Source organism: Sulfurimonas sp. C5 (genome assembly GCF_029872055.1).
GTDB lineage: Bacteria > Campylobacterota > Campylobacteria > Campylobacterales > Sulfurimonadaceae > Sulfurimonas.
Genome location: NZ_JARXNQ010000003.1, coordinates 244,972 through 267,694, shown reverse-complemented (window position 1 = coordinate 267,694; position 22,723 = coordinate 244,972). Strand labels below are relative to the sequence as shown.

Annotated in this window: 24 protein-coding genes; 15 read left to right on the top strand and 9 right to left on the bottom strand. The window is 33.7% G+C overall.

Annotation, left to right across the window (positions count from 1 at the left end):
• Window positions 1-10: 10 nt before the first annotated feature.
• Window positions 11-2,152, top strand: coding sequence for a hypothetical protein (locus P6N22_RS07480; RefSeq protein WP_280331678.1), 2,142 nt, complete (start codon window positions 11-13; stop codon window positions 2,150-2,152).
• Here P6N22_RS07480 and fliI read toward each other — a convergent pair whose 3' ends face one another.
• The 6 genes from fliI to P6N22_RS07450 form a co-directional block, all read right to left on the bottom strand.
• On the bottom strand, window positions 2,153-3,457 hold the full coding sequence (gene fliI / locus P6N22_RS07475) for a flagellar protein export ATPase FliI (RefSeq protein ID WP_280331676.1): 1,305 nt from the start codon (window positions 3,455-3,457) through the stop codon (window positions 2,153-2,155).
• 3 nt (window positions 3,458-3,460) lie between these two features.
• Window positions 3,461-4,042: a GTP cyclohydrolase I FolE gene (folE, locus tag P6N22_RS07470; protein WP_280331674.1), complete on the bottom strand. Its 582-nt coding sequence runs from the start codon at window positions 4,040-4,042 to the stop codon at window positions 3,461-3,463.
• A gap of 76 nt (window positions 4,043-4,118) precedes the next feature.
• Window positions 4,119-4,457: a TraR/DksA C4-type zinc finger protein gene (locus P6N22_RS07465; protein WP_280331672.1), complete on the bottom strand. Its 339-nt coding sequence runs from the start codon at window positions 4,455-4,457 to the stop codon at window positions 4,119-4,121.
• A 51-nt stretch (window positions 4,458-4,508) separates the two neighbouring features.
• A complete protein-coding gene (locus tag P6N22_RS07460; RefSeq protein WP_280331670.1) occupies window positions 4,509-6,458 on the bottom strand; it encodes a ribonuclease J in 1,950 nt (649 codons plus the stop codon).
• A 17-nt stretch (window positions 6,459-6,475) separates the two neighbouring features.
• The gene (rsmA, locus tag P6N22_RS07455; RefSeq protein WP_280331669.1) at window positions 6,476-7,252 is read right to left on the bottom strand and encodes a 16S rRNA (adenine(1518)-N(6)/adenine(1519)-N(6))-dimethyltransferase RsmA; all 777 of its coding nucleotides are present in this window, start codon (window positions 7,250-7,252) and stop codon (window positions 6,476-6,478) included.
• A 62-nt stretch (window positions 7,253-7,314) separates the two neighbouring features.
• On the bottom strand, window positions 7,315-7,785 hold the full coding sequence (locus P6N22_RS07450; RefSeq protein WP_280331667.1) for a CZB domain-containing protein: 471 nt from the start codon (window positions 7,783-7,785) through the stop codon (window positions 7,315-7,317).
• Window positions 7,786-7,971: 186 nt separating this feature from the next.
• On the opposite strand from P6N22_RS07450, the gene hisF reads away from it, so the two are divergent.
• The 5 genes from hisF to P6N22_RS07425 all read left to right on the top strand — a co-directional run bounded on the left by hisF (window position 7,972) and on the right by P6N22_RS07425 (window position 11,446).
• Window positions 7,972-8,730, top strand: a complete 759-nt coding sequence (gene hisF, locus P6N22_RS07445) for an imidazole glycerol phosphate synthase subunit HisF (protein ID WP_280331665.1) — start codon at window positions 7,972-7,974, stop codon at window positions 8,728-8,730.
• 1 nt (window position 8,731) lies between these two features.
• Window positions 8,732-9,364, top strand: coding sequence for an NAD(P)H-dependent oxidoreductase (locus P6N22_RS07440; RefSeq protein WP_280331663.1), 633 nt, complete (start codon window positions 8,732-8,734; stop codon window positions 9,362-9,364).
• The gene (locus P6N22_RS07435; RefSeq protein WP_280331662.1) at window positions 9,361-9,903 is read left to right on the top strand and encodes a purine-nucleoside phosphorylase; all 543 of its coding nucleotides are present in this window, start codon (window positions 9,361-9,363) and stop codon (window positions 9,901-9,903) included. The genes P6N22_RS07440 and P6N22_RS07435 overlap by 4 nt, the downstream gene beginning before the upstream one ends.
• Window positions 9,900-10,985, top strand: a complete 1,086-nt coding sequence (rlmN, locus tag P6N22_RS07430; protein ID WP_280331660.1) for a 23S rRNA (adenine(2503)-C(2))-methyltransferase RlmN — start codon at window positions 9,900-9,902, stop codon at window positions 10,983-10,985. The genes P6N22_RS07435 and rlmN overlap by 4 nt, the downstream gene beginning before the upstream one ends.
• Before the next feature lie 215 nt (window positions 10,986-11,200).
• A complete protein-coding gene (locus tag P6N22_RS07425; RefSeq protein WP_280331658.1) occupies window positions 11,201-11,446 on the top strand; it encodes a hypothetical protein in 246 nt (81 codons plus the stop codon).
• A gap of 357 nt (window positions 11,447-11,803) precedes the next feature.
• Here P6N22_RS07425 and P6N22_RS07420 read toward each other — a convergent pair whose 3' ends face one another.
• Window positions 11,804-12,721, bottom strand: coding sequence for an RluA family pseudouridine synthase (locus P6N22_RS07420; RefSeq protein WP_280331656.1), 918 nt, complete (start codon window positions 12,719-12,721; stop codon window positions 11,804-11,806).
• Between the two features lie 81 nt (window positions 12,722-12,802).
• On the opposite strand from P6N22_RS07420, the gene purB reads away from it, so the two are divergent.
• The 6 genes from purB to trxC all read left to right on the top strand — a co-directional run bounded on the left by purB (window position 12,803) and on the right by trxC (window position 18,321).
• A complete protein-coding gene (purB, locus tag P6N22_RS07415; protein ID WP_280331654.1) occupies window positions 12,803-14,131 on the top strand; it encodes an adenylosuccinate lyase in 1,329 nt (442 codons plus the stop codon).
• A 154-nt stretch (window positions 14,132-14,285) separates the two neighbouring features.
• Entirely contained in the window at window positions 14,286-14,459 is a 174-nt protein-coding gene (locus P6N22_RS07410; RefSeq protein ID WP_280331652.1) for a hypothetical protein, read from the top strand.
• 298 nt (window positions 14,460-14,757) lie between these two features.
• Window positions 14,758-17,124: a ribonucleoside-diphosphate reductase subunit alpha gene (locus P6N22_RS07405; protein WP_280331650.1), complete on the top strand. Its 2,367-nt coding sequence runs from the start codon at window positions 14,758-14,760 to the stop codon at window positions 17,122-17,124.
• A 1-nt stretch (window position 17,125) separates the two neighbouring features.
• Complete coding sequence (locus P6N22_RS07400) at window positions 17,126-17,491, top strand: hypothetical protein (RefSeq protein ID WP_280331648.1); 366 nt, start codon at window positions 17,126-17,128, stop codon at window positions 17,489-17,491.
• Between the two features lie 10 nt (window positions 17,492-17,501).
• Entirely contained in the window at window positions 17,502-17,885 is a 384-nt protein-coding gene (gene fliW, locus P6N22_RS07395) for a flagellar assembly protein FliW (RefSeq protein WP_280331646.1), read from the top strand.
• A 10-nt stretch (window positions 17,886-17,895) separates the two neighbouring features.
• Window positions 17,896-18,321 carry a thioredoxin TrxC gene (gene trxC, locus P6N22_RS07390; RefSeq protein WP_280331644.1) on the top strand — a complete coding sequence of 142 codons (426 nt, stop codon included), beginning with the start codon at window positions 17,896-17,898 and terminating at the stop codon, window positions 18,319-18,321.
• On the opposite strand, the gene P6N22_RS07385 is transcribed toward trxC, so the two are convergent.
• Both P6N22_RS07385 and ruvC read right to left on the bottom strand, forming a co-directional pair.
• A complete protein-coding gene (locus P6N22_RS07385; RefSeq protein ID WP_280331643.1) occupies window positions 18,322-18,636 on the bottom strand; it encodes a pyrimidine/purine nucleoside phosphorylase in 315 nt (104 codons plus the stop codon).
• 37 nt (window positions 18,637-18,673) lie between these two features.
• Window positions 18,674-19,147 (bottom strand): crossover junction endodeoxyribonuclease RuvC, encoded by a 474-nt coding sequence (gene ruvC, locus P6N22_RS07380; protein WP_280331725.1) that lies wholly within the window; start codon window positions 19,145-19,147, stop codon window positions 18,674-18,676.
• 129 nt (window positions 19,148-19,276) lie between these two features.
• On the opposite strand from ruvC, the gene dnaA reads away from it, so the two are divergent.
• The 3 genes from dnaA to P6N22_RS07365 all read left to right on the top strand — a co-directional run bounded on the left by dnaA (window position 19,277) and on the right by P6N22_RS07365 (window position 22,700).
• Window positions 19,277-20,587 (top strand): chromosomal replication initiator protein DnaA, encoded by a 1,311-nt coding sequence (gene dnaA, locus P6N22_RS07375; RefSeq protein WP_280331641.1) that lies wholly within the window; start codon window positions 19,277-19,279, stop codon window positions 20,585-20,587.
• A gap of 169 nt (window positions 20,588-20,756) precedes the next feature.
• Entirely contained in the window at window positions 20,757-21,824 is a 1,068-nt protein-coding gene (gene dnaN / locus P6N22_RS07370) for a DNA polymerase III subunit beta (protein ID WP_280331639.1), read from the top strand.
• A 12-nt stretch (window positions 21,825-21,836) separates the two neighbouring features.
• Window positions 21,837-22,700 carry a DUF3943 domain-containing protein gene (locus tag P6N22_RS07365; RefSeq protein WP_280331637.1) on the top strand — a complete coding sequence of 288 codons (864 nt, stop codon included), beginning with the start codon at window positions 21,837-21,839 and terminating at the stop codon, window positions 22,698-22,700.
• Window positions 22,701-22,723 lie beyond the last annotated feature (23 nt).

Here is a 22,723-nt window from a genome sequence, read left to right as displayed (position 1 = left end):
TTGAGAACGAATGATCGAAAAAAAAGAATGTTTTCGAGCAAGAGGCAATATTATTGCCTTCCAAGCACTTAATGACGATAAAGTTATCTATGCACTTCAACATAAAACTATAAAATCTTTTTCTACACTGACATGTAAGGCATTAAGCAATATATCTGTTGAGTACCTTTCCAGCCAAACGACAGCTATAGACTTTCATAAAAGTTTAGAACTCGTTGCAATTGCCAATGGAAAAACTATCTATATAATTCATACAAAAACAAAAGCCGTTTTACAAACTATCATTAGCTATACGGGAGATATCGAGATACTCCATTTTGTACAAAACTCTCCCTATCTTATAACAGGAACAAAAAACGGTCGTGTTGTACAGTACAGATATGATGGAAAAACAAGTCTATCACGTCTTTGTTCTTTCCCTTTTAACAATCCAATTGGAAAAAAAGTAATTGATAAAAACTATGTAGGCGCAATTGAATCAAATGACACATATGTGGCATGCAGCGGTTATGGGGGTGCTATTACCATTATAAAACTCCATTCATTAACACACAAACAAACCATTCAGTCTGCACGAGTACGAGTAAACACACTCAAATTCATTAATAATGAACTTCTTATCTCTGCTACTATTGACTCAAATATTTATTTTCACAATCTGACACAATATAGGCACACTAAAACTATTACCAGTCCAGTAGGTATCGTTTCAACTATTATTCCCATCCCTAATACAAATTATGCGATGGTTAGCGGGGAATCCAACAAAATTGCTCTTCTTGATCTAAATGCACAAAAAGTAGTTTCCAATGAGCTTATCAAATTTAATTTAAATGTAAAATCTTTTACTTTAGTAGAAGAAGATACTATTGTTGCTGTTCTTGAAGATAACAGTGTAGAAAAAACTTCTTTTTCCCGCTTAGAAGAGTTTGAAGATCTTATCAAAAGAAATTTACTTGAACGCGCTTACCTGCTTGTTGAAAAAAATCCTTTGCTGCTATCAACACCTGCTTACCAAGAACTTGAAGATATATATAATAGATTATATAATCAGGCATTGGATGCCCTCATCAATTCAAATAAACAAGAAGCAATGATCTTGCTCAGCCAGTTTTCAACCATCAAAAGCAAAAAAGATGATATTAACCTTGTTCTTAACTCTTTTGAACAATACAAGAAGTTTCATACCCTTGTTTTAGCTAAAAAACATCATCTAGCCTACTCTATCAGTGAAAACTATCCGACATTAAAAAGGACTTATCCTTATAAAAAACTCGAAGATGAATTTAAAAAAACATTCGATTTTGCCCAAAAACAAATTAAAATAGGAAGAATGGATATAGCTGATGAGATATTATCTGTTTATAAAAGTGTTCAATCCAAAAAACTTCTTGTAAAACTTCTAATACATAACAATAAAGATTTTTTACTTTTTCTTAGTGCTATAAAAACTAAAAACTATCAAAACATTGCTTCTTTAATCAAAAAAAACTCTGTTTTTGCACAACTCCCGCAATATCAAGATCTTTTAGATAAGTTACAAAATAAACTTTTAGAGATTCGAAATAACATCTATCAAACTGATATTCCTATCGCTATTGAAAAAATAAAACAGGTTCAATATATTCCGCAAATACGCGAACAGCTACAAGAGCTCTTTGAACTTGCAAACAATACAAAAACCCTGCTTTCTTACTATGAGAAAAATGATTTTTTTAATTGTTATCTTACATTGGACAAATCAAAGTCTTTAGAGCCCTTAAAGCTCTCGAAAATGCTTGAAAGCCATTGGTTAAAACGGATAGATAAATGTGAAAATTTAGCACTAAAAGGGGACCTTAAAGGTATTAAAGAGGTTTTGGGAGAACTTATAGTTTTAAAAAGCAGAAGTGCAAAAGTCGGTGATCTTATTCGCCTTTGCTTTCAGACAAAGATCAAACAGCTTCTCTCAAAAAGAGCATATACTAAAGCAGAAAGTATTATTTACTCTTACATTGATATCTTCGGCTTGGATACGGAGATAAAAACATTAATGAGGACATATGAGAAGCTCTCGCAGAAAAAACTGGCAATCACAACCAATCAAGAGCTTTTTAAAGATCGTGATGCTTGGCTGGAATCTGCATCTATCGTCCGAGAATATAAAAACTAATTACTCCATTATCTCAATAAGTTCGTTTACAACCTCTTCAAACATTACTTTAAACATTGCACCCTGAGCAATAAAGCGCTGCATCGATTCTTTTTTATCGATCGCTTCATCAAGTTCCGGATCTGTCCCTTTATTGTAAGCACCTATTCTGATCAGCGTCTCATTTTCTTTTAGAAGTGTATATAAACGACGAAATTTCATAGCTGCTTTATAATGTTCCTGAGAGATAATATCGTTCATTACACGCGAAGCCGAGTTTAAAATATGTACTGGCGGATAGATACCGAAATCTGTCATCTCTCTTGAGAGAACAATGTGCCCATCTAAAATAGAGCGGGACTGATCGGCAATTGGATCACTCATATCATCCCCTTCTATAAGGACCGTAAAAAATGCAGTAATACTACCCTTGCCTACCTCTTTTCCTGCACGTTCCATAAGTTGCGGTAAAAGAGTCAAAGATGAAGGCGGATACCCTTTTGAGGTCGGTGGTTCACCAAGTGCCAAACCTATTTCACGCTGTGCCATAGCAAAACGGGTTACAGAGTCCATAATGAAAAGTACATCTTGATTTTTATCTTTAAAATGCTCTGCAACACTCATAGCAGCAAAGGCACCGTATTTTCTCATAAGTGGAGAATCATCACTTGTTGCAACAACTATAACAGTGTTAGTAAGATCGCCTCCAAGATTTTTTTCAATAAACTCCGGTACTTCACGTCCACGCTCACCAATAAGTGCAACTACTTTAATTGGGGCTTCAGAACCTCGAACAATCATCCCCATTAAAGTAGATTTACCAACACCGCTTCCTGCAAATATCCCTAACTTTTGTCCTTTTCCACAAGTTAAAAGACCATCAATGCTTTTGACCCCTACTCCAAATACTTCATCGATCATACCACGTTTCATCGCAGCAATCGGTGCTTTGATAATTGGAGAGAGTTTTGCACTCTCTATAGGACCTTTGCCGTCAATTGGACGCATAAAAGGATCAACTACGCGACCTAAAAGTGCATCACCGACAGGAATATTTAAACCTGTTGCATCAAGAAATACACGATCACCCGAGCGGAATCCCTCTACAAAACTAAACGGTGTAATATAAAAAGAAGTTCCGTCAATCTCAGTAACCATACCGACCGTTTCCTGCCCTGTATCGTTTGAGACTATTTTAACCATATCACTAATGCTTACACGTAAACCTTTTGCAATAATCACAGTTGCATTGATCTTTACAACTTCGCCAAATGCAACCGAATAGTTTTTATTGCCGAGTTTATCTTTTAGTGATGAGAGCGGCATGTGTTAAAATTTAGTCCCTGACGGAGAATTAATTAAAGAGAAAAACTCTGCTCTTGTTTTATCATCTTTTTTAAATAAACCACGAAGAGCCGATGAAGTAGTAGTAGAGTTAATTTTCTCAACCCCTCTCATCTCCATACACATATGGCGTGCTTCAACGACAACGGCAACCCCTTTTGGTTCAATCGTATCCATGATTGCATCTGCTATCTGCTCCGTTAATTGCTCTTGAATCTGCATACGACGTGCAAAAACATTTACAACACGAGGAATTTTTGAAAGTCCGACAACTTTACCATCTGGAATGTATGCTACATGTACACGTCCTATAATTGGTAATAAGTGATGCTCACATGTTGAATAAAATTCGATATCCTTTACAAGTACCATCTCATCGTTTGTACTTGTAAAAAGTGCTGATGAGAGGATCTCTTTTGGATTTTCTTTATATCCACCATAAATAAATTCATACGCTTTTCTTACACGTTTTGGAGTGTCTTGTAAGCCTTCACGAGAAGGATCTTCTCCAACATGCTCCATCATCATCTTTACTGCATTTTCAAATTCTGTATTTTTATCTGACAAAGTTTTGCCTTTGAATTTTTTTTTAATGATAGCATAACACTATCTTGCTGAGAAAATAATGTAATAAAAAATTTATTTAAAACCTATTCAGACACTTTACGCAATAAATAGACTCCGGAACAAGTTTTAGTCGCTCGACGGCTATTTCCTCTTCACACTCTTGACATATTCCGTATTCAGTATTATCTATACGAACCATTACAGAAGATAATCTTTCAAATCTTTCCTGAAGCTCTTGATATCTATTAAAAAAAACTGCTTGCTCTTGAAGTAGTGTCTGATATGCAGCGTGGTCCAATGAACAATCTTTTTTAATTGGTATTAATCTCTTTTCTAACTCTTCCAATTCTATTTGTAGGTTTTTTAAAGAGTCTTTTATCGTATTTTTTAAATCTGATTTTTCTGCTTGAGTCATAGCTAATTTCTATGTAGGAGATAAGTGCATAAGAATGCACTTATAAAGTTTTTAGTGGATAAAAGTGTGAGGAACGATAAGCGGATATTTTTTCATTCTTCTATAGATATGTTTACGTACCGCTTGACGTAAGTCAGCCTCAAACGCTTTATGGTTGCTGATAAGACCTGGTTTCATATTGATTAGGAAGTTTTCTAGTACATCCTCAATCTCTTTTGCAAACGCTTTGTCTTTTTTGTCCGCTACTAAACCAAATGAAGTTACTTTTGGTTTGTTTAGCATTTTCGCATCTTGTTCACTTACTTCTGCCACGATCATTACAACACCGTCATTCGCAAGTTTTTGACGATCGATTACGATATCATCTTCAATCTCAAGATTATTTTGGTTATCGATATATGTCTTACCTGTTTTAACAGTTTTAACTTTTCTCATATATTTTGGTGCAACTTCGATCTGCTCACCGTCTGTCATAAGAAGAACGTTTCTTTCAGGTACTCCACACAGAATAGCTGTCTCTTTGTGCTTCATAACGTGATTGTACTCACCGTGAACAGGTAAGAAGAATTTCGGATTTACTAAACGAAGCATTAGTTTTTGCTCTTCGATCGAAGCGTGACCAGAAACGTGAATATCTCTGTCCATAGAAACAGTAGCCCCACATTTTTGGATGAAGTTCATCATATTTGAAATACTTCCTTCATTCCCTGGAATTGCACGAGAAGAAAGGATGATTAAGTCTGTCGGCTTGATCTTAATATGTCTGTGTTCACCGATACTCATTCTAAATAGAGCAGAGTTAGCCTCTCCTTGTGAACCTGTTGTCACGATAAGAACATCTTTGTCATTCATACGAGAAACTTCTTCCGCATCAACAAAGATGTTTTTAGGGAATCTAATATAATCGTATTGCATCGCAATCTCGATATTTCTTTCCATACTTCTACCGATTACACATACCTTACGCCCATGTTTTACACCATACTGAATAGCTTGGTACACACGGTGGATGTTTGAACTGAACGTTGAAAGAATCACCCTGCCCTCAGCTTTAGAAAAAGCACGATCAAGTGCCGGTGCTACAGTTAACTCAGACGGTGTAGGATTTGGGTTATGCGAGTTTGTAGAGTCACTTAGTAAACAAAGTACTCCTCTATCTCCATAATATGCTAAACGGTGTAAGTCTGCTGGATATCCATCTACAGGAGTGTGATCTATCTTAAAGTCACCAGTATGGATAATAGTCCCTGCTTCTGTTGTAATTGCTAATGAAGATGAATCAATAATCGAGTGTGTCATATGCATCCATTCGATTTCAAAGTCATTACCGATTTTGTAAACTTGACGCTTCTCGATTGGATTAAAATATTTTCTACAATCTTTTAAATGGTGCTCGTCAAATTTATTTCCGATCATCGCTAACGGTAAAGGCGTTCCGTAAATAGGGAACTGCATCTCTTTATAAAGATACGGCATTGCACCGATATGGTCTTCGTGAGCATGGGTAATGATAACCGCTACAATCTTATGCTTGATCTCTCTTAAGTATGCAAAATCAGGAATTAAGATATCAACACCGTGCATCTCTTCATCCGGGAAACTCATCCCTACGTCAATTAGAATTGCTTCGTTTTCTGTTTCAAAAACAGCAATATTCCCACCGATTTCACCTAAACCACCAAGTGGTGTGATACGTACTTTAGCTTTTGAGTTTAGGTCTAATTTATAGTGTGGATTAAGTCTTTTTTTATGAGACTCTTGGTTTTTTGTAACAAAAGATTTAAGATTTTCATCTGTAGGAGTCGATTGTCTACGCCCTCTTGAGCTACTACCTCTATTATTGTTTCTACTTCTGTTATTTGCAGGTTTTGCAGATTTTTCGTCTGAAGACTTATTTTGGTTACTTGGGTTATTTGTTTTTGAACGCTTCGCATTTCTTCTGTGGTTTGCTTTAAGGTCTGTTTGAGGTTTTTGTTGAACCTCTCTTGTCTCTTCTGCCATCCAAACTCCTTGTATATTTATATGATTTTTTTATAGAGTTGGTGATAGTCCTTAGTTGAAACTTGATGAGGGCGAATAGTCGATAAAAGCTCTAGTTCACTAAAAGCCTCTTGAAGTTTTGATTTTTCATATTTAGCAGAAAGATTTTTCATCAATGTTTTTCGAGGCTGTGTGAATGCAACTCTCAAAAAAGCCTCAAAAGCATTGTCTGATCTATCTTTTTGCTTCTCAATAAGAAAAACTGCAGAATCAACTTTTGGCTGAGGATCAAAAGCAGTTGGCGGAACTTTTACTACTATTTTAGCAGTTCCTACACTTTGGGTAATGACCCCCAAAGAACCAAAAACTTTATCGCCTTCATTTGCACAAAATTTCTCTGCAACTTCAAGCTGAACCATTACGAGTATATTTTTACACATCGGATCTGCAAGCGCTTTTAAGATGATATTTGTCGCAATATAGTAGGGCAAATTTGCCACTAAATCATACGGCTCATCTATAAGCTCACTCTGCCAAGCTTCTAAAACATCTCCACAGTTTATATGGAGTCGCTTGGTATTGATCTCTTCTCGAAATTTACTCTGTAACAGTTTACATAAATCGGTATCTACCTCAAAAGCTTCTACACTTTTGACATCAACTAAAAATTTAGTTAAATCACCTAAGCCAGGTCCAATTTCAACAATTTTATTGTCATTTTTGGGCATCGCTTCGATGATTTTGCGCAAAACTTCCTGATCTTGTAAAAAGTTTTGTCCAAATTTCTTTTTTGCCACAACATTATGGTTATTCATGGATAAGAGTTTATAACATTATTCCTTATAGTAAGGTAATAATATTATAAAAATTTCCTATTTTAGACCAATTCTTCTATCTTAGATTTAGGAATTGCAATTAAACGGCGTTCAAGCCTGTTAATCTCCTCCAGCAGTTGTTTTGATATATCTTCCATTTCGAAATAATATTTCTCTGCCAAATCATGTTCAGTCTTACTGATCTCTTTTCTTTTCATACCAAGAAGTTTGGCAAAAAAACCTGCTTTTTTCTCTTGTGAAAAATAGATATTAAAGATCTGTAAATATTGATCATGTAATTTAAAATGCAATTTTTCAATACTTTGCATACACTCTAGAGGATTATTAGATAAAGAGTTCAACACTTGTCCGTCACCATAGAACCATTTCCCAAAATTACATTCCGTTGAATCTACTGGTATAGCACTCTCTTCCACATCAATCCCGTTTATAAGCAGTTTTGCCTTTTGAACCCATTTAATATGTGCAGATTTAGCAGATCTTAAATGCTCCAATACCTCTTCTTTTGTCATAACCTAAATCCTAATATAAAGCTTGGTTTATCATTAAAAAATATTATATTAGTATTATATTTAAAAATTTCTAAAATAGCTGTAAATATATCAAAATGAATAATGTTATAAAATATTATAATAATTTTATCACATGTTTCACGTGAAACAAACCACTCATTAAGAGTAAAATTGTATAATACACTTATGAATTATTTTGCTAAAAGAATTATCCCTTGTTTGGATGTAAAAGATGGTCGTGTTGTTAAAGGTGTTAACTTTGTCGGTTTACAAGATGCGGGTGATCCTGTAGAAGTAGCTCGTCGTTATAATGAAGAGGGTGCAGATGAGATCACGTTTTTAGATATTACAGCTTCTTCTGACAATCGCGATACTATAGTAGATATAGTAGAACAGGTTGCAAAAGAGATCTTTATTCCACTTACAGTTGGTGGTGGTATCCGTAAGCTTGATGATATCTATAAACTTTTAAATGTAGGTTGTGATAAAGTAAGTGTGAACTCAGCTGCAATCAAACGTCCTGAACTTATCGATGAAGGTGCAAAGAGATTTGGTAGCCAATGTATAGTTACAGCAATCGATGTGAAAAAGACAGGTGACAGATACAACGTTTACCTTAACGGAGGTAGGGTAGACACAGGTATAGATGCTATCGAATGGGCAAAAGAAGCTGTTGAGCGTGGAAGTGGTGAGATTTTACTTACTTCAATGGATGCTGACGGTACAAAAGCCGGATTCGAGCTAAATATTACAAAAGCTATCTCTGAAGCTGTTAACGTTCCTGTAATAGCAAGTGGTGGAGCAGGGACTATGGAACATATTAAAGATGCATTTAATTCAGGAGCAGATGCAGCATTAGCTGCAAGTATCTTCCATTATAAAGAGATCGATATAATGGAACTTAAACACTATTTACACGAGAATAACATCCCAGTAAGGTTGTAAAATGGAAAACATCAAACAAACTCTTTTAGACGCATATAACTTTCGCCATGCATGCAAACTTTTTGATGCGACAAAAAAAATTAATGATGAAGACTTTAACTTCATTCTAGAAACAGCAAGACTTAGTCCAACTTCATTTGGTATGGAGGGTGTGCGACTAACAGTTATAACAAATGAGCAATTAAAAAAAGATATTAAACCATTTTGTTGGAACCAAAATCAAATCGATAGTTGTTCACATCTTGTAATTTTTAAAACAAGAACAAAAGATTTAAAACCGTATAGTGAATGGGTAAAAGATAAATTTTCTCAAAGAAAACTTCCAAAAGAAGCTCAAGAAAAATATATGCAGGTATATGAAAACTTTCATAAATCTCTTAAGAGCGATGATATTTACGAATGGGGTACTCGTCAAGCATATATAATGTTTAGCTCAATGATTACTTCTGCAGCACTCATCGGTATCGACTCATGTCCAATTGAAGGTTTTGAAAAAGAGGCTTTAGAACAACTTCTTTCAATAGATACAAATGAAGAAGAGATCTCTTTGGTTTGTACTTTTGGTTATAGAGAAAACCCTCAGCCTCAAAAATTTAGACTCAATTTAGAAGATATGTGTGAGTTTAAAAAATGATCATATGTGCAGGGAACAACGAAACATTTGATTTTGCAACTCCTATGGGAGTAGGGCTTGTTGAAACTGCAATGAATATAACACGTCTTTGTTTGTTTGATAAACCTGAATTTTTACTCTTTGTAGGGACTGCAGGCAGTTACGGTCAAGCAAATATATTTGACATTATAGAGAGTAAAACAGCAGCTAACATTGAACTTGCATTTTTAGACAACTGTGCTTATACACCTATTGACAATGTAGTATCTACTAACATTGAAGAAAAAAAAGATGTTATTGTGAATAGTTCAAATTATATAAGTACGTGTAAAGAGAAAACAGCAAAGTTTTTAAACTATGGAATAGGTATAGAAAACATGGAATTTTTTTCCGTTTTACAGATCGCAAAAGAGTTTAATATTCCAGCAGGTGGTGTATTTTGTGTTACAAATTATACTGATGAAAATGCACATAAAGACTTTATACAAAACCATGAAAAAGCAAAAAAGCTACTAGAAGAGCATACTAAAAGACGCATCAAGGAACTAACACAAAGATGACTAACATAAAACAATCGCTTTACGATTTTACGTTAAAAGAGCTTAGTGAGCTTGTAAAACCATCATTTAGAGCAAAACAGATATATGGCTGGCTCTATCACCAGTATGCGCAAAGCTTTGAAGAGATGAAAAACATTCCTAAAAATCTCAAAGAAGAGTTAGCAGAAAAATACATTGTTAATCCTATGAAGATTGTACGTAAAGAGGAATCGAGTGATGGTACAATCAAATATCTTTTTGAACTCCAAGACGGCAAAACGGTTGAAGCTGTTTGGCTTAAAATGAAAGAGGACCAGTTCGATGAAGATGGGAAACTCATTCAAGAAGCAAAATATACTATCTGTGTATCAACACAAGTAGGATGTAAAGTAGGGTGTGCATTTTGTTTAACGGCTAAAGGCGGTTTTACACGCGATCTTACAGCTGGGGAGATTGTAGCTCAGGTAGTAAATCTCAAACGTGATAACGAACACAAACATAACCGTAAAATCAATATAGTATATATGGGTATGGGAGAACCGTTAGATAACTTAGATAACCTGGCAAAAGCCATAGAGATATTTAAAGAGGATGACGGTCTGTCTATATCGGGCAAACGACAAACTGTTAGTACGAGTGGTTTGAGCAATAAAATAGATGCTCTAGGAAAGATGGATCTAGGTGTTCACATTGCAATTTCACTTCATGCAGTTGATGATGCTCTTAGAACTGAACTTATTCCTATGAATAAGGCGCATAACATTAACTCTATTATAGATGCGGTAAAACGTTTTCCAATTGACACAAGAAAACGCGTTATGTTTGAATATTTAGTTATTAAAAACAAAAATGATGATCTTGGAAGTGCAAAAAAACTTGTTAAACTGCTCTCTGGAATCAAAGCAAAAGTAAATCTTATCTATTTTAATCCATATCCGGGAAGTGATTATGAACGCCCTAGCTATGAGGATATGCATAAATTCCAAGAATATCTTATAAAACATGGCTTATTATCTACAATACGTGATTCTAAAGGTATAGACATCAGCGCTGCATGTGGTCAACTCAAAGAAAAAACTCAAGAAGAGATGAAACAATCTTAAAGATTAGCTCATCCTCTTTTCCTTCTACAACAATCTATTGATTATTCTCTTGTATAATCATTTAAAAATAATCATTATATAATAAAGAGGAATCATGGGTGATTTTACAAGTGTAGATATATTTGAAGTAATAGTTGTTGTTATAGTATTTGCTGTAGGTGTAGGCGGCTTTTTATATGCTGCAGTTAAAGAAGATTAATTAAAAAGGAGAAATTATGGCAATAAAAAAAGAAAAAACTGACGCAGACAGAATCAAAGAGGTTTATAAACTGTGTAAATCTCATTTTGGCGATGTTCGTTTTGTAGGGATTAAATACCATGATAAAATTGGTTGGATAGCAAAAGCACAGCTAGGTGATGATTTTGAAAATTTAGCAGTAGATGGAAATACAAGTACAGATGCTATTAAAAACCTCCGTTCTCGCGTGAAAAAAATCATTAAAAGATACAACGAAGTATAAAAGACGACCAACACACCAGGGAGGTCGTCTATGAATGTAATAATACCTGACTAATCTTAAAAAAATCTATTTTTACTTTTTACCTTTCATTACTTAAAGTAACTTATAATCGAAAAAAAATATTAAAATTTGTTACGAGTGTGTATTATTCACACATTGTTCTAATATGTGAATTATATTATGTATAACTTTGAATGAATTTCAAAATTTCTTCTATATTTAAGAGTTTTTTTATATAAATATTAGCTTATATAGATGTATAAAAGCATGCTTAAAAACCCTATTTTCAGGGCTTTATAAAAATTATTTTCTATTATAAGTTTAACTTTTCATTTTGATATGTTCAAGCTATAAAAGTTATTCACATCCTAGAAGTTCTAAAGAAAGTTTTTCAAAATCAACTTCACTCTTGATTTTATATGTGTGATTATAAAGTTCGAATTCTAGTTCATGTGCATGTAATAATAATCTTGATGCTCCGCTTAAAACTTTTCTCTCTTCATCTGTAAGCTCTCGATCTAAATAGCGAACTAAATCTTCCTCTTTTTGACCGTAAACAGGATCACCAACTATTGGATGTTTCACGTGAAACAAATGAACACGTATTTGATGTTGTCTTCCGGTATGTGGTTTACACTCTACTAGAGTCATATCTAACTCTTTAAAATACTTTAACGGTTTAAAAGATGTTTTAGAAGCTTTTCCTTTTTCATCAACTTTAACTACCATTCTTATTAATGCAGAGTTTTTATCTTGATAACGAAGTAGGGGAGCTTCTACGATCATTTCCTCTTTAAACTCTCCATGTACCATAGCAAGATATGTTTTTTTCATATCTCTCTCTTGAAACATTATCTTAATATCTTTTTCGCTTTGTTTATTTGTAGCACAGAGTACAAGACCACTGGTCTCTTTATCTATTCTATGTGTAATATTTGCATCTTTACCGTATTGATATTTCAATTCATCTATTAATGAATATTCAGTATTTCTATTTTGTGGGTGAATAAGTACTCCGCTTGGCTTATCGAAAACTACAAATTCCTTTTCTATATATATAGGTTTCAATCCTTTCGTAACTGGTTCAAAATGGATAAACTCTATTTCACCTTCAACTTCCTCTGATGCTTTAGTAACTACATCCCCATTGTAAGCCACTCTTCCTTTTGCAATAAGTCGCTGTGCTTCTTTTTGAGTATAGCCTAGCTCTTTCATTAGAAATAGAAACAGTCTTTGTTTTTTCTCTACGGAAAACTTCTCAATTACAAATGGCAATTAATCCCTCTTTCATCATTATTACTGTAAAATTCGATATTTAAATTATGCGAATGATAACATATTATAGAAGGGTTATATATGGTAGAAAGATACGCTCGTGAAGAGATGACTAAACATTGGACTCAACACGCTAGATATGCTGCGTGGCTAGAAGTTGAAAAAGCAGCTGTAAAAGCTTGGAATAAACTTGGACTTATTCCTGATGAAGATTGTAAAAAAATTGTAGAAAACGCTACATTCTCAGTTGAAAGAATTGAAGAGATCGAAGCGGTTACAAAACATGACTTAATTGCTTTTAATACATCTGTATCAGAATCACTTGGTGATGAATCACGTTGGTTCCACTACGGTATGACATCTTCAGATGCAGTTGATACTGGTGTAGCTTTACAAATGAGAGATTCTTTAACAATCATCATCGAAGATGTAAAGATGTTAATGGAGTCTATTAAAAAACGTGCTGAAGAACATAAATTTACTTTAATGGTTGGACGTTCTCATGGTATTCATGGTGAGCCAATTACATTTGGTTTAACTTTAGCAGTATGGTACGATGAAGTTGCACGTCACCTAAAAAATCTTGAAGAGACTATGGAAGTTATCTCTGTAGGTCAAATCTCTGGTGCAATGGGTAACTTTGCTCACGCTCCATTAGAACTTGAAGAATTAGCAATGGCAGAATTAGGTTTAAAACCTGAGCCTTGTTCAAACCAGGTTGTTCACCGTGACAGATATGCAAGACTTGCAACTGCTTTAGGATTACTTGCTTCTTCAGTTGAAAAGTTTGCTGTTCAAGTTAGACATTTACAAAGAACAGAAGTTTATGAAGCAGAAGAGTATTTTGCAAAAGGACAAAAAGGTTCTTCTGCAATGCCACACAAACGTAATCCAATTCTTACAGAAAACATTACAGGTCTTTGTAGAATGATTAGAGCATACTCTATACCTGCAATGGAAAACGTAGCATTATGGCACGAAAGAGATATCTCTCACTCTTCAACTGAAAGATTTTGGTTACCGGATGCATTCATTACAACAGACTTTATGCTTCACCGTATGAACAGTGTTATTGCTAATCTAACTGTTATGCCAGAAAATATGATGAAAAACCTAAACCTTACTGGTGGGTTAGTTTTCTCTCAAAGAGTATTGCTTGAACTTCCAAAACAGGGTGTAAGCCGTGAAGACGCATACAGAATCGTTCAAAGAAATGCAATGAAAGTATGGGAAGAAATTGGTCAAGGAAAACCAACTACAAATGAAGACGGTGAGTCATTATATCTTAACCACCTTTTAGCAGATGATGAACTAAGAAGTAAACTATCTGAAGAGCAAATCCGTGAGTGTTTCAATTACGATTACTACACTAAAAATGTTGATGCTATCTTCAAAAGAGTATTTGGCTAAATATATATTTTATAGGTGCAAAGATTTTTTATAGAAAATCTTTTGCCCGTAAAATTATAATAAAAATGCTTTAGTTAGTTTAGTTTCTTTTCCTCCAAAAACATTCAAAACACCTATAATATTTACAAAAATTTCATTCTTTTTAAAGTTTAGCATGGATACAATCGCTTTATATATCAATACAAGGTTAGCAATGAATATCCAAGAACTCAATATAAACATTAATATTCAAGATGGGACTATAAGTCTTATTGCTATTAGTATTTTAATCACAGGAGTTTTATATTACATGCATAGAAAAAAATCTTCAACAAATCAAATCAACTAACTTCTATAATCTAATTCCAAACTACTTTTACTATATTTCTGTATAAATTTTCTAAATAAAATCTAAAATAAAACTATTTATCAACTAAATATATTCACAAAAAATCATTAGATATTTTTATCAAAATAAAGTTACAAATAATCTGAAATATTATCTCAAATTATATATATAAATTTCCAAATAATTTCATCATTTTTAAAGTTTACAGTGGATAAAATCAAAATTATTTAACGTAGTTTTTTACTAAATAATTTCTAATTATTTACTAAAGAATTCACAATTATATTAGGAACGATTCATGATAACAGTTATAAAAAGAAATGGAAGAACAGAACCATTAGATGTAACAAAAATTCAAAAGTACACTTCTGCAGCCGTAAAGGATTTACAAGGTGTTAGCCAAAGTGAGCTAGAAGTTGATGCACAACTTCATTTCCGTGATGGTATCACATCAAAAGAGATTCAGCAGACACTTATTAAAACTGCTGTAGATAAAATTGATATCGATGCTCCTAACTGGACATTTGTTGCAGCTAGACTTTTCCTTTATAACTTATATCATGAAGTAAACGGCTTTACTGGTTATTGTTCACTGAAAAAATATTTTGAGCGTGGTGAAAAAGAGGGTCGTATCCTTTTAGGTTTAAAAGATATGTATGATCTTGAAAAACTTGAAAAACATATCAAACCTGAACGTGACTTACAGTTTAACTATCTTGGTGTGAAAACACTTTATGACAGATATCTAATCAAAGACAGACAAAACTCTCCAATAGAGTTACCGCAACATATGTTTATGGCAATTGCAATGTTCTTGGCACAACGTGAAGAAAATCGTGAAGAGTGGGCAATCAAGTTTTACGACATGATTTCTAAATTTGAAGTTATGATGGCGACACCGACACTTTCAAATGCAAGAACTACAAGACACCAGTTAAGTTCATGTTACATTGGTTCAACTCCTGATAACATCGAAGGTATTTTTGATGCTTACCAAGAGATGGCTATGCTTTCTAAATTTGGTGGCGGTATTGGTTGGGATTGGACTCAAGTTCGTTCAATGGGTTCGTATATTGATGGTCATAAAAATGCTGCAGGCGGAACCGTACCGTTTTTAAAAATAACAAACGATATTGCTATTGCAGTTGATCAATTAGGAACTAGAAAAGGTGCTATTGCTGTTTATCTTGAACCATGGCATATAGACGTAAGTGATTTCCTAGATCTTAAAAAGAACTCTGGTGAAGAGCGTCGTCGCGCACACGATCTTTTCCCTGCTCTTTGGATAAACGATCTATTCATGAAGCGTGTACAAGAAGACAGTATCTGGACTCTATTTGATCCGTACGATACAAGAGAATTAACAGAGCTTTACGGGGACGCATTTGAAAAACGTTATATAGAACTTGAAAATGATGAAGCTCTTGTTAAAGAAAAAGTAAAAGCTAAAGACCTTTGGAAAAAGATTCTGACATCTTACTTTGAAACAGGTTCACCATTTTTATGTTTTAAAGATAATGCTAACCGTGCAAATCCAAACGATCACTTTGGTGTTATTAGAAGTTCTAACCTTTGTACTGAAATCTTTCAAAACACAGAACCTAACTACTATAAAACTAAATTCATTTTTGAAGACGGTTCATATGAGAGTTATGATGAAGAAGAGATTATTAAAGTTGATAGCGGTATAGAAAAGCCTGCAAAAAAAGTAACTGCTCTTGATACTTTAGGCGGCAGAGAGATCTTTGTTGTTGAAAAAGAGAAAGTAAACGGTGCAACTGCTGTTTGTAACTTAGCATCTATCAACTTATCACGCATCAATACGAAAGAGGATATTGACAGAATCGTACCTACTGCCATCCGTGCACTTGATAACGTTATTGATCTTAACTTCTACCCTGTTGAAAAAGTAAAACGCACTAACATGAGAAGCCGTTCAATCGGTCTTGGTGTTATGGGTGAAGCACAAATGTTAGCAGAAGCCGGAATAGAGTGGGGAAGTCAACAACACTTTGATAAAGTAGATGAAGTTATGGAAGCTGTTTGTTATAACGCTATCTCTGCTTCTTCTGATCTTGCGGCTGAAAAAGGAAGCTATCCGGAATTTGAAGGAAGTAAATGGTCTAAAGGTGTATTCCCTCAAGATCATGCAAATGCGGAAGTGATCAATTTAGTTGATCGCGGTGGACTATTTGCTTCATCTTACGAATGGGATGAATTACGTACAAAAGTTAAAAATCAGGGAATGAGAAACGGTTACCTTATGGCTGTTGCACCTACAAGCTCTATTTCAATCTTAACAGGTACTACTCAAGCAATCGAGCCTGTATTTAAACGTAAATGGTTTGAAGAAAACTTAAGTGGACTTATCCCTGTAGTTGTTCCAAAACTTTCGCCTGAGACTTGGACATACTATACTCCTGCTTATGATCTCAACCAAACTATCCTGGTAAAAGCAGCAGCGATCAGACAAAAATGGATCGATCAAGGACAATCTCTTAATATCTTTATCACTCTTGACAAAGCAAGCGGTAAATACCTTAACGAAATCTATATGTTAGCATGGAAGTTAGGTCTAAAATCAACTTACTACTTAAGAAGCCAGTCTCCTGAAGTGAAAAACGATGTTGAAGACAGATCTATGGAATGTGTAGGCTGTCAATAAAATGAAACCTCTAACACAACCGGCTCTTGCAGAGTTCTTAGATAGATTTGATAACTTCAAAGGAGCAGAGCTTCGTGAACTTGAAGTTGTTAATCCTTTTGAGATCAAACTTGTTATAGCTACACAAGACAAAGCTAGAGGATTCGACTGGATTACAGTAGAGTTTTTATTTAGCAGTGTAGAAGCTGCAAACCTTGTAGAAGATAACCAACTAAACTTCATCGATATGGAAGAGGGTATAAGCATCCTTTTTAATGAAAATAAGTTTGCATTTGGTATCGGGGCGTGTTATAATATTTCAGCTATAAAGAGCTCATCTTTATATATAATTTCTGAAACCCTTAAATATCAAGAGGGACAATTCTAAAAGGATAGCAATGGCTTATCAAATTAAAGGTACTTTGTACGGTTTTGAAAACACTTCTAACGTAGAAATAAAAGAGATAGATGAACTGTTCTCAACAATGGTTGATGTAAATGATGAAAATATATCATTTACCCTTATTAGACCAAATCTACTTAGAGAATATGCCTTTGACCTTCCTGCAGATGTAAAAGCCCTTTTAGAGATAAATGAAAACTCTACTGTAAGTGTATATAACATCTTAATCATTCAAAAACCTCTTGAAAAATCGATAATAAATTTTTTAGCCCCTATTGTTATTAATCTCGATAACAACTATTTAGCTCAAGCTATCTTAGATCCTAAAAAATATCCAGACTACGGTATGGCTGAAAGTATAGAATCATTTAAAAACTAAGGAGAGTATTATGAAAGTAGTATGTCCTCATTGTTTTAGCGTGAATAACGTTCCTAAAAAAGAGAGTTATAAAAAAGCAAACTGCGGTAAATGTAAAAACTCTCTACTCGATACAAAACCTGTTGAACTAACTAACTCTAACTTCGATGAACTTATCGTTAATAGTGAATTACCTGTCATTGTAGATTATTGGGCACCATGGTGCGGACCTTGTAAAATGATGGCTCCAAATTTCACAGCAGCTGCCGAGCATTTTCCACTCAAAGCTGTATTTGCAAAAGTAAATACAGAAGATGAACAAAATTTAGGTGCTAGATTTGGGATCAGAAGTATTCCGACATTGATAGTATTTAAAAATGGAAGAGAAGTTGAAAGAGTATCAGGTGCACTCCCTAAAGAGAGTTTAATGCAGCTGATATCTAAATATACAGACTAACTATTCTTGAATGTAAGAACAGCAGTAATCTGTTACTGTTTTGATTTTTAGATCGAAAGATGAATTTGCAGGAACATTAAAAGTTTCCGGCGTATTTAATGTTTTCCAGTCTTCACCAGGAAGTTTGATATCAAGCTCTCCGCTCATCATCTCCATAATTTCAGCCTCAGCAGTATTGAAAGTATATTCACCTGGAAGCATAACACCAAGAGTTTTTCTAGTACCGTCAGCAAACTCAACTGTTCTACTTGATACTTTTCCTCCATCATAAATGTTTGCTTCTTTTACAATTGTTACGTTTTCAAATTTTGACATTGTATCTCCTCAAAATAATTATGCAATCATAACTAAATTATTTAAATTTTACTCTTTGCGAATGTGTAATAGCGACTGCCATAGCATCTGAAATATCTAGTGGCTTTATCTCTTTTTTGATGTTTAAAAGACGTTTAACCATAAAAGCAACTTGCTCTTTAGATGCTTTTCCTTTACCCGTAAGCGCTTTTTTCACCTGTAAGGCTGTGTATTCACTAAACTGTCCAAACTCCTGCAGTAGTTTTAGCATAATTGCTCCACGAAACTGTGCCAGTTTAATGGTAGTAGAAGGATTGTGTGCATAAAAGATATCTTCCATTGCCACTTCATCAATAGTATACTTGGCAAACAATTGTTCAAGCCCTTCTACCATCTGGGGTATTTGAAACTGCAGATCTTCTGCTTTCATCTTAATAAGACCCGCTTCAACTAAAGAAATTTTATGATTTTCGAGAGAAATGATCGCATATCCCATGTTTCTAGTTCCGGGATCTATGCCGAGTATATTAATTTTATTCATAAGGTGAATTATACCCTAATAATCACCCCGAAATTTTTTATTTATTCACATCATTTTAACCCTATTTTATGGTTCAAATAGATAATATTCACATATAATATTGAAATAAGCGAGTGAAATGTGAATATAGGTCAAGAGGTTTTAGAAGAGCTCAAAAATGAGATAACTGAACTGGAATATAACAGATATATCAAACATCTTGAATATGATGTGAAAAAATCTTCAAGTGACTTGGCCGTTTTTTATGCACAAAATGCACTTGTTGTGAATTGGATCAAAAACAAATATACTGATAAACTGGCACACCTTTTTGAAATCAAGACGGGAAACAAAGTTACTATCAGCATCACGCTAAAATCTGCGCAGACAACAAAGAAAGTAAAAGCTGCCAAAGAGATTGCCAATAAAACCAGTTCACTTCTTAATCCCTCTTATTCATTTGACAACTTTATGGTCGGAGGTTCTAACCAGTTTGCCTATGCTGCGATCAAAAGTGTAAGTGAAAATCCAGGAAAAGTTTATAATCCCGTATTTATCTACGGTGGTGTAGGTCTTGGAAAAACCCACCTTATGCAAGCAGCAGGTAACGTTTTTCAAAACAGCGGTAAAGTTGTTATCTACGCTACGGTTGAGCAGTTTTTAAATGATTTCATCCGCCATGTGAAAAACAAAACAATGGACAGATTTCAAGAGAAGTACAGAAAATGTGACGTACTCCTGATTGATGATATCCAATTTCTTTCTAACAAAGAAGGTATCCAAGAGGAATTCTTCCATACATTTGAAGCACTTAAAGGTGCAGGCAAGCAGATCATCCTTACGGCCGATAAGCATCCTAAAAAAATTGCAGGTCTTGAAGCGCGTCTTCAAAGCCGCTTTGAATGGGGACTTGTTGCCGATATTCAACCGCCTGAGCTAGAGACAAAAATTGCGATCATCAAGAAAAAATGTGAAATCAACAAAGTTAAACTCTCTAACGAGATCGTAAATTACATAGCAACTGTTATTGAAAGTAACGTTCGTGAGATAGAAGGTATCCTTTCAAAACTTCATGCTTATTCACAATTGATGCATGTGGATATCGATCTTGAATTTACTAAAAATGTTTTAAAAGATCAAATCAAAGAAAACCGTCAAAACCTAACTTTAGATACTATCACTAATGTAGTGGCAAAAGATCTCAATATTAAACCAAGTGAGATTCGTTCAAAAGGACGTGCTAAAAATCTTGTGTATGCACGAAGAATCTCTATTTATCTTTGCCGTGAACTTACACAAAATACGATGCCTCAGCTCGCTCAGTACTTTGGTATGAAAGATCATACGGCTATTTCACATACGATTAAAAAGATTACGGAACTCATAGAAAATGATGAAGATTTCAAAGTGAAAATTGACGAACTCACAAATAAACTTTCATCTTCTTCGTAGTTTTGTAAAAAAAAAGATATAATTATAAAAGTGAACAGATGTGAATAGAAAAAAAATTTTCATCACATCAATAAAGTACTGGTTTATAGCGGTTTTGAATCTGTTTTCACATATTCACGATCACCTACTACTAACTACTAAAAAAATATAAATATATAGGGAAATTTATATGAAAATTACTATATCGAAATCTATACTTGAAAATATACTTATTCATGCTGGACCTTTCTTAGAAAAAAAAGATACTTCACAAATTACATCTCATGTCTTTTTAAATGCTAGTAATAATCAACTTACTCTAAAAGCTACAGATTATGAAATAGGTTTCTTAGTAACAATTAACGATATCAATATTGAACAAGAAGGTAGCATCACTTCTAACGGTAAGAAATTCTTGGACATTGTAAGAATTTTAAAAGATGGAAATATTAATTTAGAAGTTAGAAACGGTATGCTTCATATTGAACAAGGAAGTTCTAAATTCAAACTACCAACTTTTTCACATGAAGATTTTCCTGAATTCCCAACATATGAAAACAAATCACGTATCTCTATTGAGTCACATACTTTAATCGAATCATTAAAAAAGATCACACCTGCAATCGACACAAACAATCCAAAGTTTGAATTAAACGGTGCTCTTATAGATATTCAAAACGATTCAATTAACTTTGCTTCTACAGATACAAGAAGACTAGCTGTTGTAAATATTACTAACAGCAGTGATAATCAACTTTCAATTATCATCCCTAAAAAGGCTATTGTTGAAATTCAAAAACTGTTTTTTGACAATATTGAACTTTATTACGATCAAACAAACTTGATTATTCACTCTAACCAATACACGTTCTTTACAAAACTTATTAACGGAAAATTCCCTGAATATTCTAGAATTATCCCTAAAGAAACAAAATACAATCTTGTTTTACCAAAAGCAAATATGATAGATTCTATCAAACAAATCACTACAATCTCTACAGATGTGAAAATCACGTTTTCTAGCAATGGCATCACTTTTGAGTCTTTAAGTGATGACAATATCGAAGCTAAAACGGAAATCTCTATTTCAACAGGTTTTTCTGAACCGTTCTCGATAGCTATTAATTCAAGATATTTACTTGATTTCTTAAATTCTATCAACTCTTCAGAGTTTACTATGAAATTAAATGAAGGAAATCTTCCGTTTATTTTAAGTGATGAAAATTTTATAACAGTGGTAATGCCAATCGTTATCTAATAAATTGCATTCATGGCAAAATTTTTTTTACCTCTTTTTTTACTTTCGTATATTTTTTTATACGGGAGTGAAAATGTCAATTTAAATCCCGATAATATAAATAAAAAAATTAAACTCTACAACAAAAATTTATTACTAAAACCTACATACACTTTTCTTGAACAAAAAACAGATTACAGTCCCAAAAATATCAATATAAACAAACAATTAACACAACCTCAAAGAAGATTAGCGGAAAGTACGTTTTATACTCAAATACTCATGATTGGATCAGTTGGTGTTATTTACCTTTTACCTGAATCAGTTTCAAAATGGGATAAAAGTGAATTAAGAAAAAAATCTCTTGGTCAAAGATGGGAGAATAATATAAAAAAAGGTCCTGTATGGGACAAAGATAGTTTTGTTGTCAACTATGTAGGACATTCTTTTACTGGTGCATGGTACTATATGGCAGCAAGAGATTACGGAATATCTAAGGAAGGTTCATTTTTATATTCTGCTTTCTTATCAACGTTTATGTGGGAATATGGTTATGAGTCGGTTGCAGAAATTCCCTCATGGCAAGATCTTATCTCTACACCCATTCTTGGTTTATTTTTTGGTGAATATTTTTATAGTTTAGAAAAAAAGATTGATAAAAATGAAGGAAGAGTACTTAACTCTAAAGTTTTAGGAAATATCAGTTATTTTTTATTAAACCCAATAGGAAGTATTTCTAATAGTCTAAGTGATACTTTTGATCTTCATGTTACTGTAAAATTTGAAACCTATCAGCCTATGCATTCAATAAAACAACAAGAAATTTATATATATCAAGCACGACCAATAATAGCTAAAGAACAAGATTTTGGCATAGTATTGAATATAGAATTTTAAAAATAGATATATTTTACTTATAA

Excerpts from the sequence above, each read along its gene's own strand:
- P6N22_RS07365 (WP_280331637.1), top strand. The coding sequence starts at position 21,837 with ATGGCAAAATTTTTTTTACCTCTTTTTTTACTTTCGTATATTTTTTTA.
- P6N22_RS07460 (WP_280331670.1), bottom strand. The coding sequence starts at position 6,458 with ATGGCAGAAGAGACAAGAGAGGTTCAACAAAAACCTCAAACAGACCTT.
- purB (WP_280331654.1), top strand. The coding sequence starts at position 12,803 with ATGGTAGAAAGATACGCTCGTGAAGAGATGACTAAACATTGGACTCAA.
- fliW (WP_280331646.1), top strand. The coding sequence starts at position 17,502 with ATGGCTTATCAAATTAAAGGTACTTTGTACGGTTTTGAAAACACTTCT.
- P6N22_RS07450 (WP_280331667.1), bottom strand. The coding sequence starts at position 7,785 with ATGACAAAAGAAGAGGTATTGGAGCATTTAAGATCTGCTAAATCTGCA.
- P6N22_RS07480 (WP_280331678.1), top strand. The coding sequence starts at position 11 with ATGATCGAAAAAAAAGAATGTTTTCGAGCAAGAGGCAATATTATTGCC.
- hisF (WP_280331665.1), top strand. The coding sequence starts at position 7,972 with ATGAATTATTTTGCTAAAAGAATTATCCCTTGTTTGGATGTAAAAGAT.
- rsmA (WP_280331669.1), bottom strand. The coding sequence starts at position 7,252 with ATGAATAACCATAATGTTGTGGCAAAAAAGAAATTTGGACAAAACTTT.
- P6N22_RS07435 (WP_280331662.1), top strand. The coding sequence starts at position 9,361 with ATGATCATATGTGCAGGGAACAACGAAACATTTGATTTTGCAACTCCT.
- P6N22_RS07410 (WP_280331652.1), top strand. The coding sequence starts at position 14,286 with ATGGATACAATCGCTTTATATATCAATACAAGGTTAGCAATGAATATC.
- dnaN (WP_280331639.1), top strand. The coding sequence starts at position 20,757 with ATGAAAATTACTATATCGAAATCTATACTTGAAAATATACTTATTCAT.
- P6N22_RS07405 (WP_280331650.1), top strand. The coding sequence starts at position 14,758 with ATGATAACAGTTATAAAAAGAAATGGAAGAACAGAACCATTAGATGTA.
- fliI (WP_280331676.1), bottom strand. The coding sequence starts at position 3,457 with ATGCCGCTCTCATCACTAAAAGATAAACTCGGCAATAAAAACTATTCG.
- P6N22_RS07465 (WP_280331672.1), bottom strand. The coding sequence starts at position 4,457 with ATGACTCAAGCAGAAAAATCAGATTTAAAAAATACGATAAAAGACTCT.
- P6N22_RS07385 (WP_280331643.1), bottom strand. The coding sequence starts at position 18,636 with ATGTCAAAATTTGAAAACGTAACAATTGTAAAAGAAGCAAACATTTAT.
- P6N22_RS07425 (WP_280331658.1), top strand. The coding sequence starts at position 11,201 with ATGGCAATAAAAAAAGAAAAAACTGACGCAGACAGAATCAAAGAGGTT.
- P6N22_RS07440 (WP_280331663.1), top strand. The coding sequence starts at position 8,732 with ATGGAAAACATCAAACAAACTCTTTTAGACGCATATAACTTTCGCCAT.
- rlmN (WP_280331660.1), top strand. The coding sequence starts at position 9,900 with ATGACTAACATAAAACAATCGCTTTACGATTTTACGTTAAAAGAGCTT.
- trxC (WP_280331644.1), top strand. The coding sequence starts at position 17,896 with ATGAAAGTAGTATGTCCTCATTGTTTTAGCGTGAATAACGTTCCTAAA.
- P6N22_RS07400 (WP_280331648.1), top strand. The coding sequence starts at position 17,126 with ATGAAACCTCTAACACAACCGGCTCTTGCAGAGTTCTTAGATAGATTT.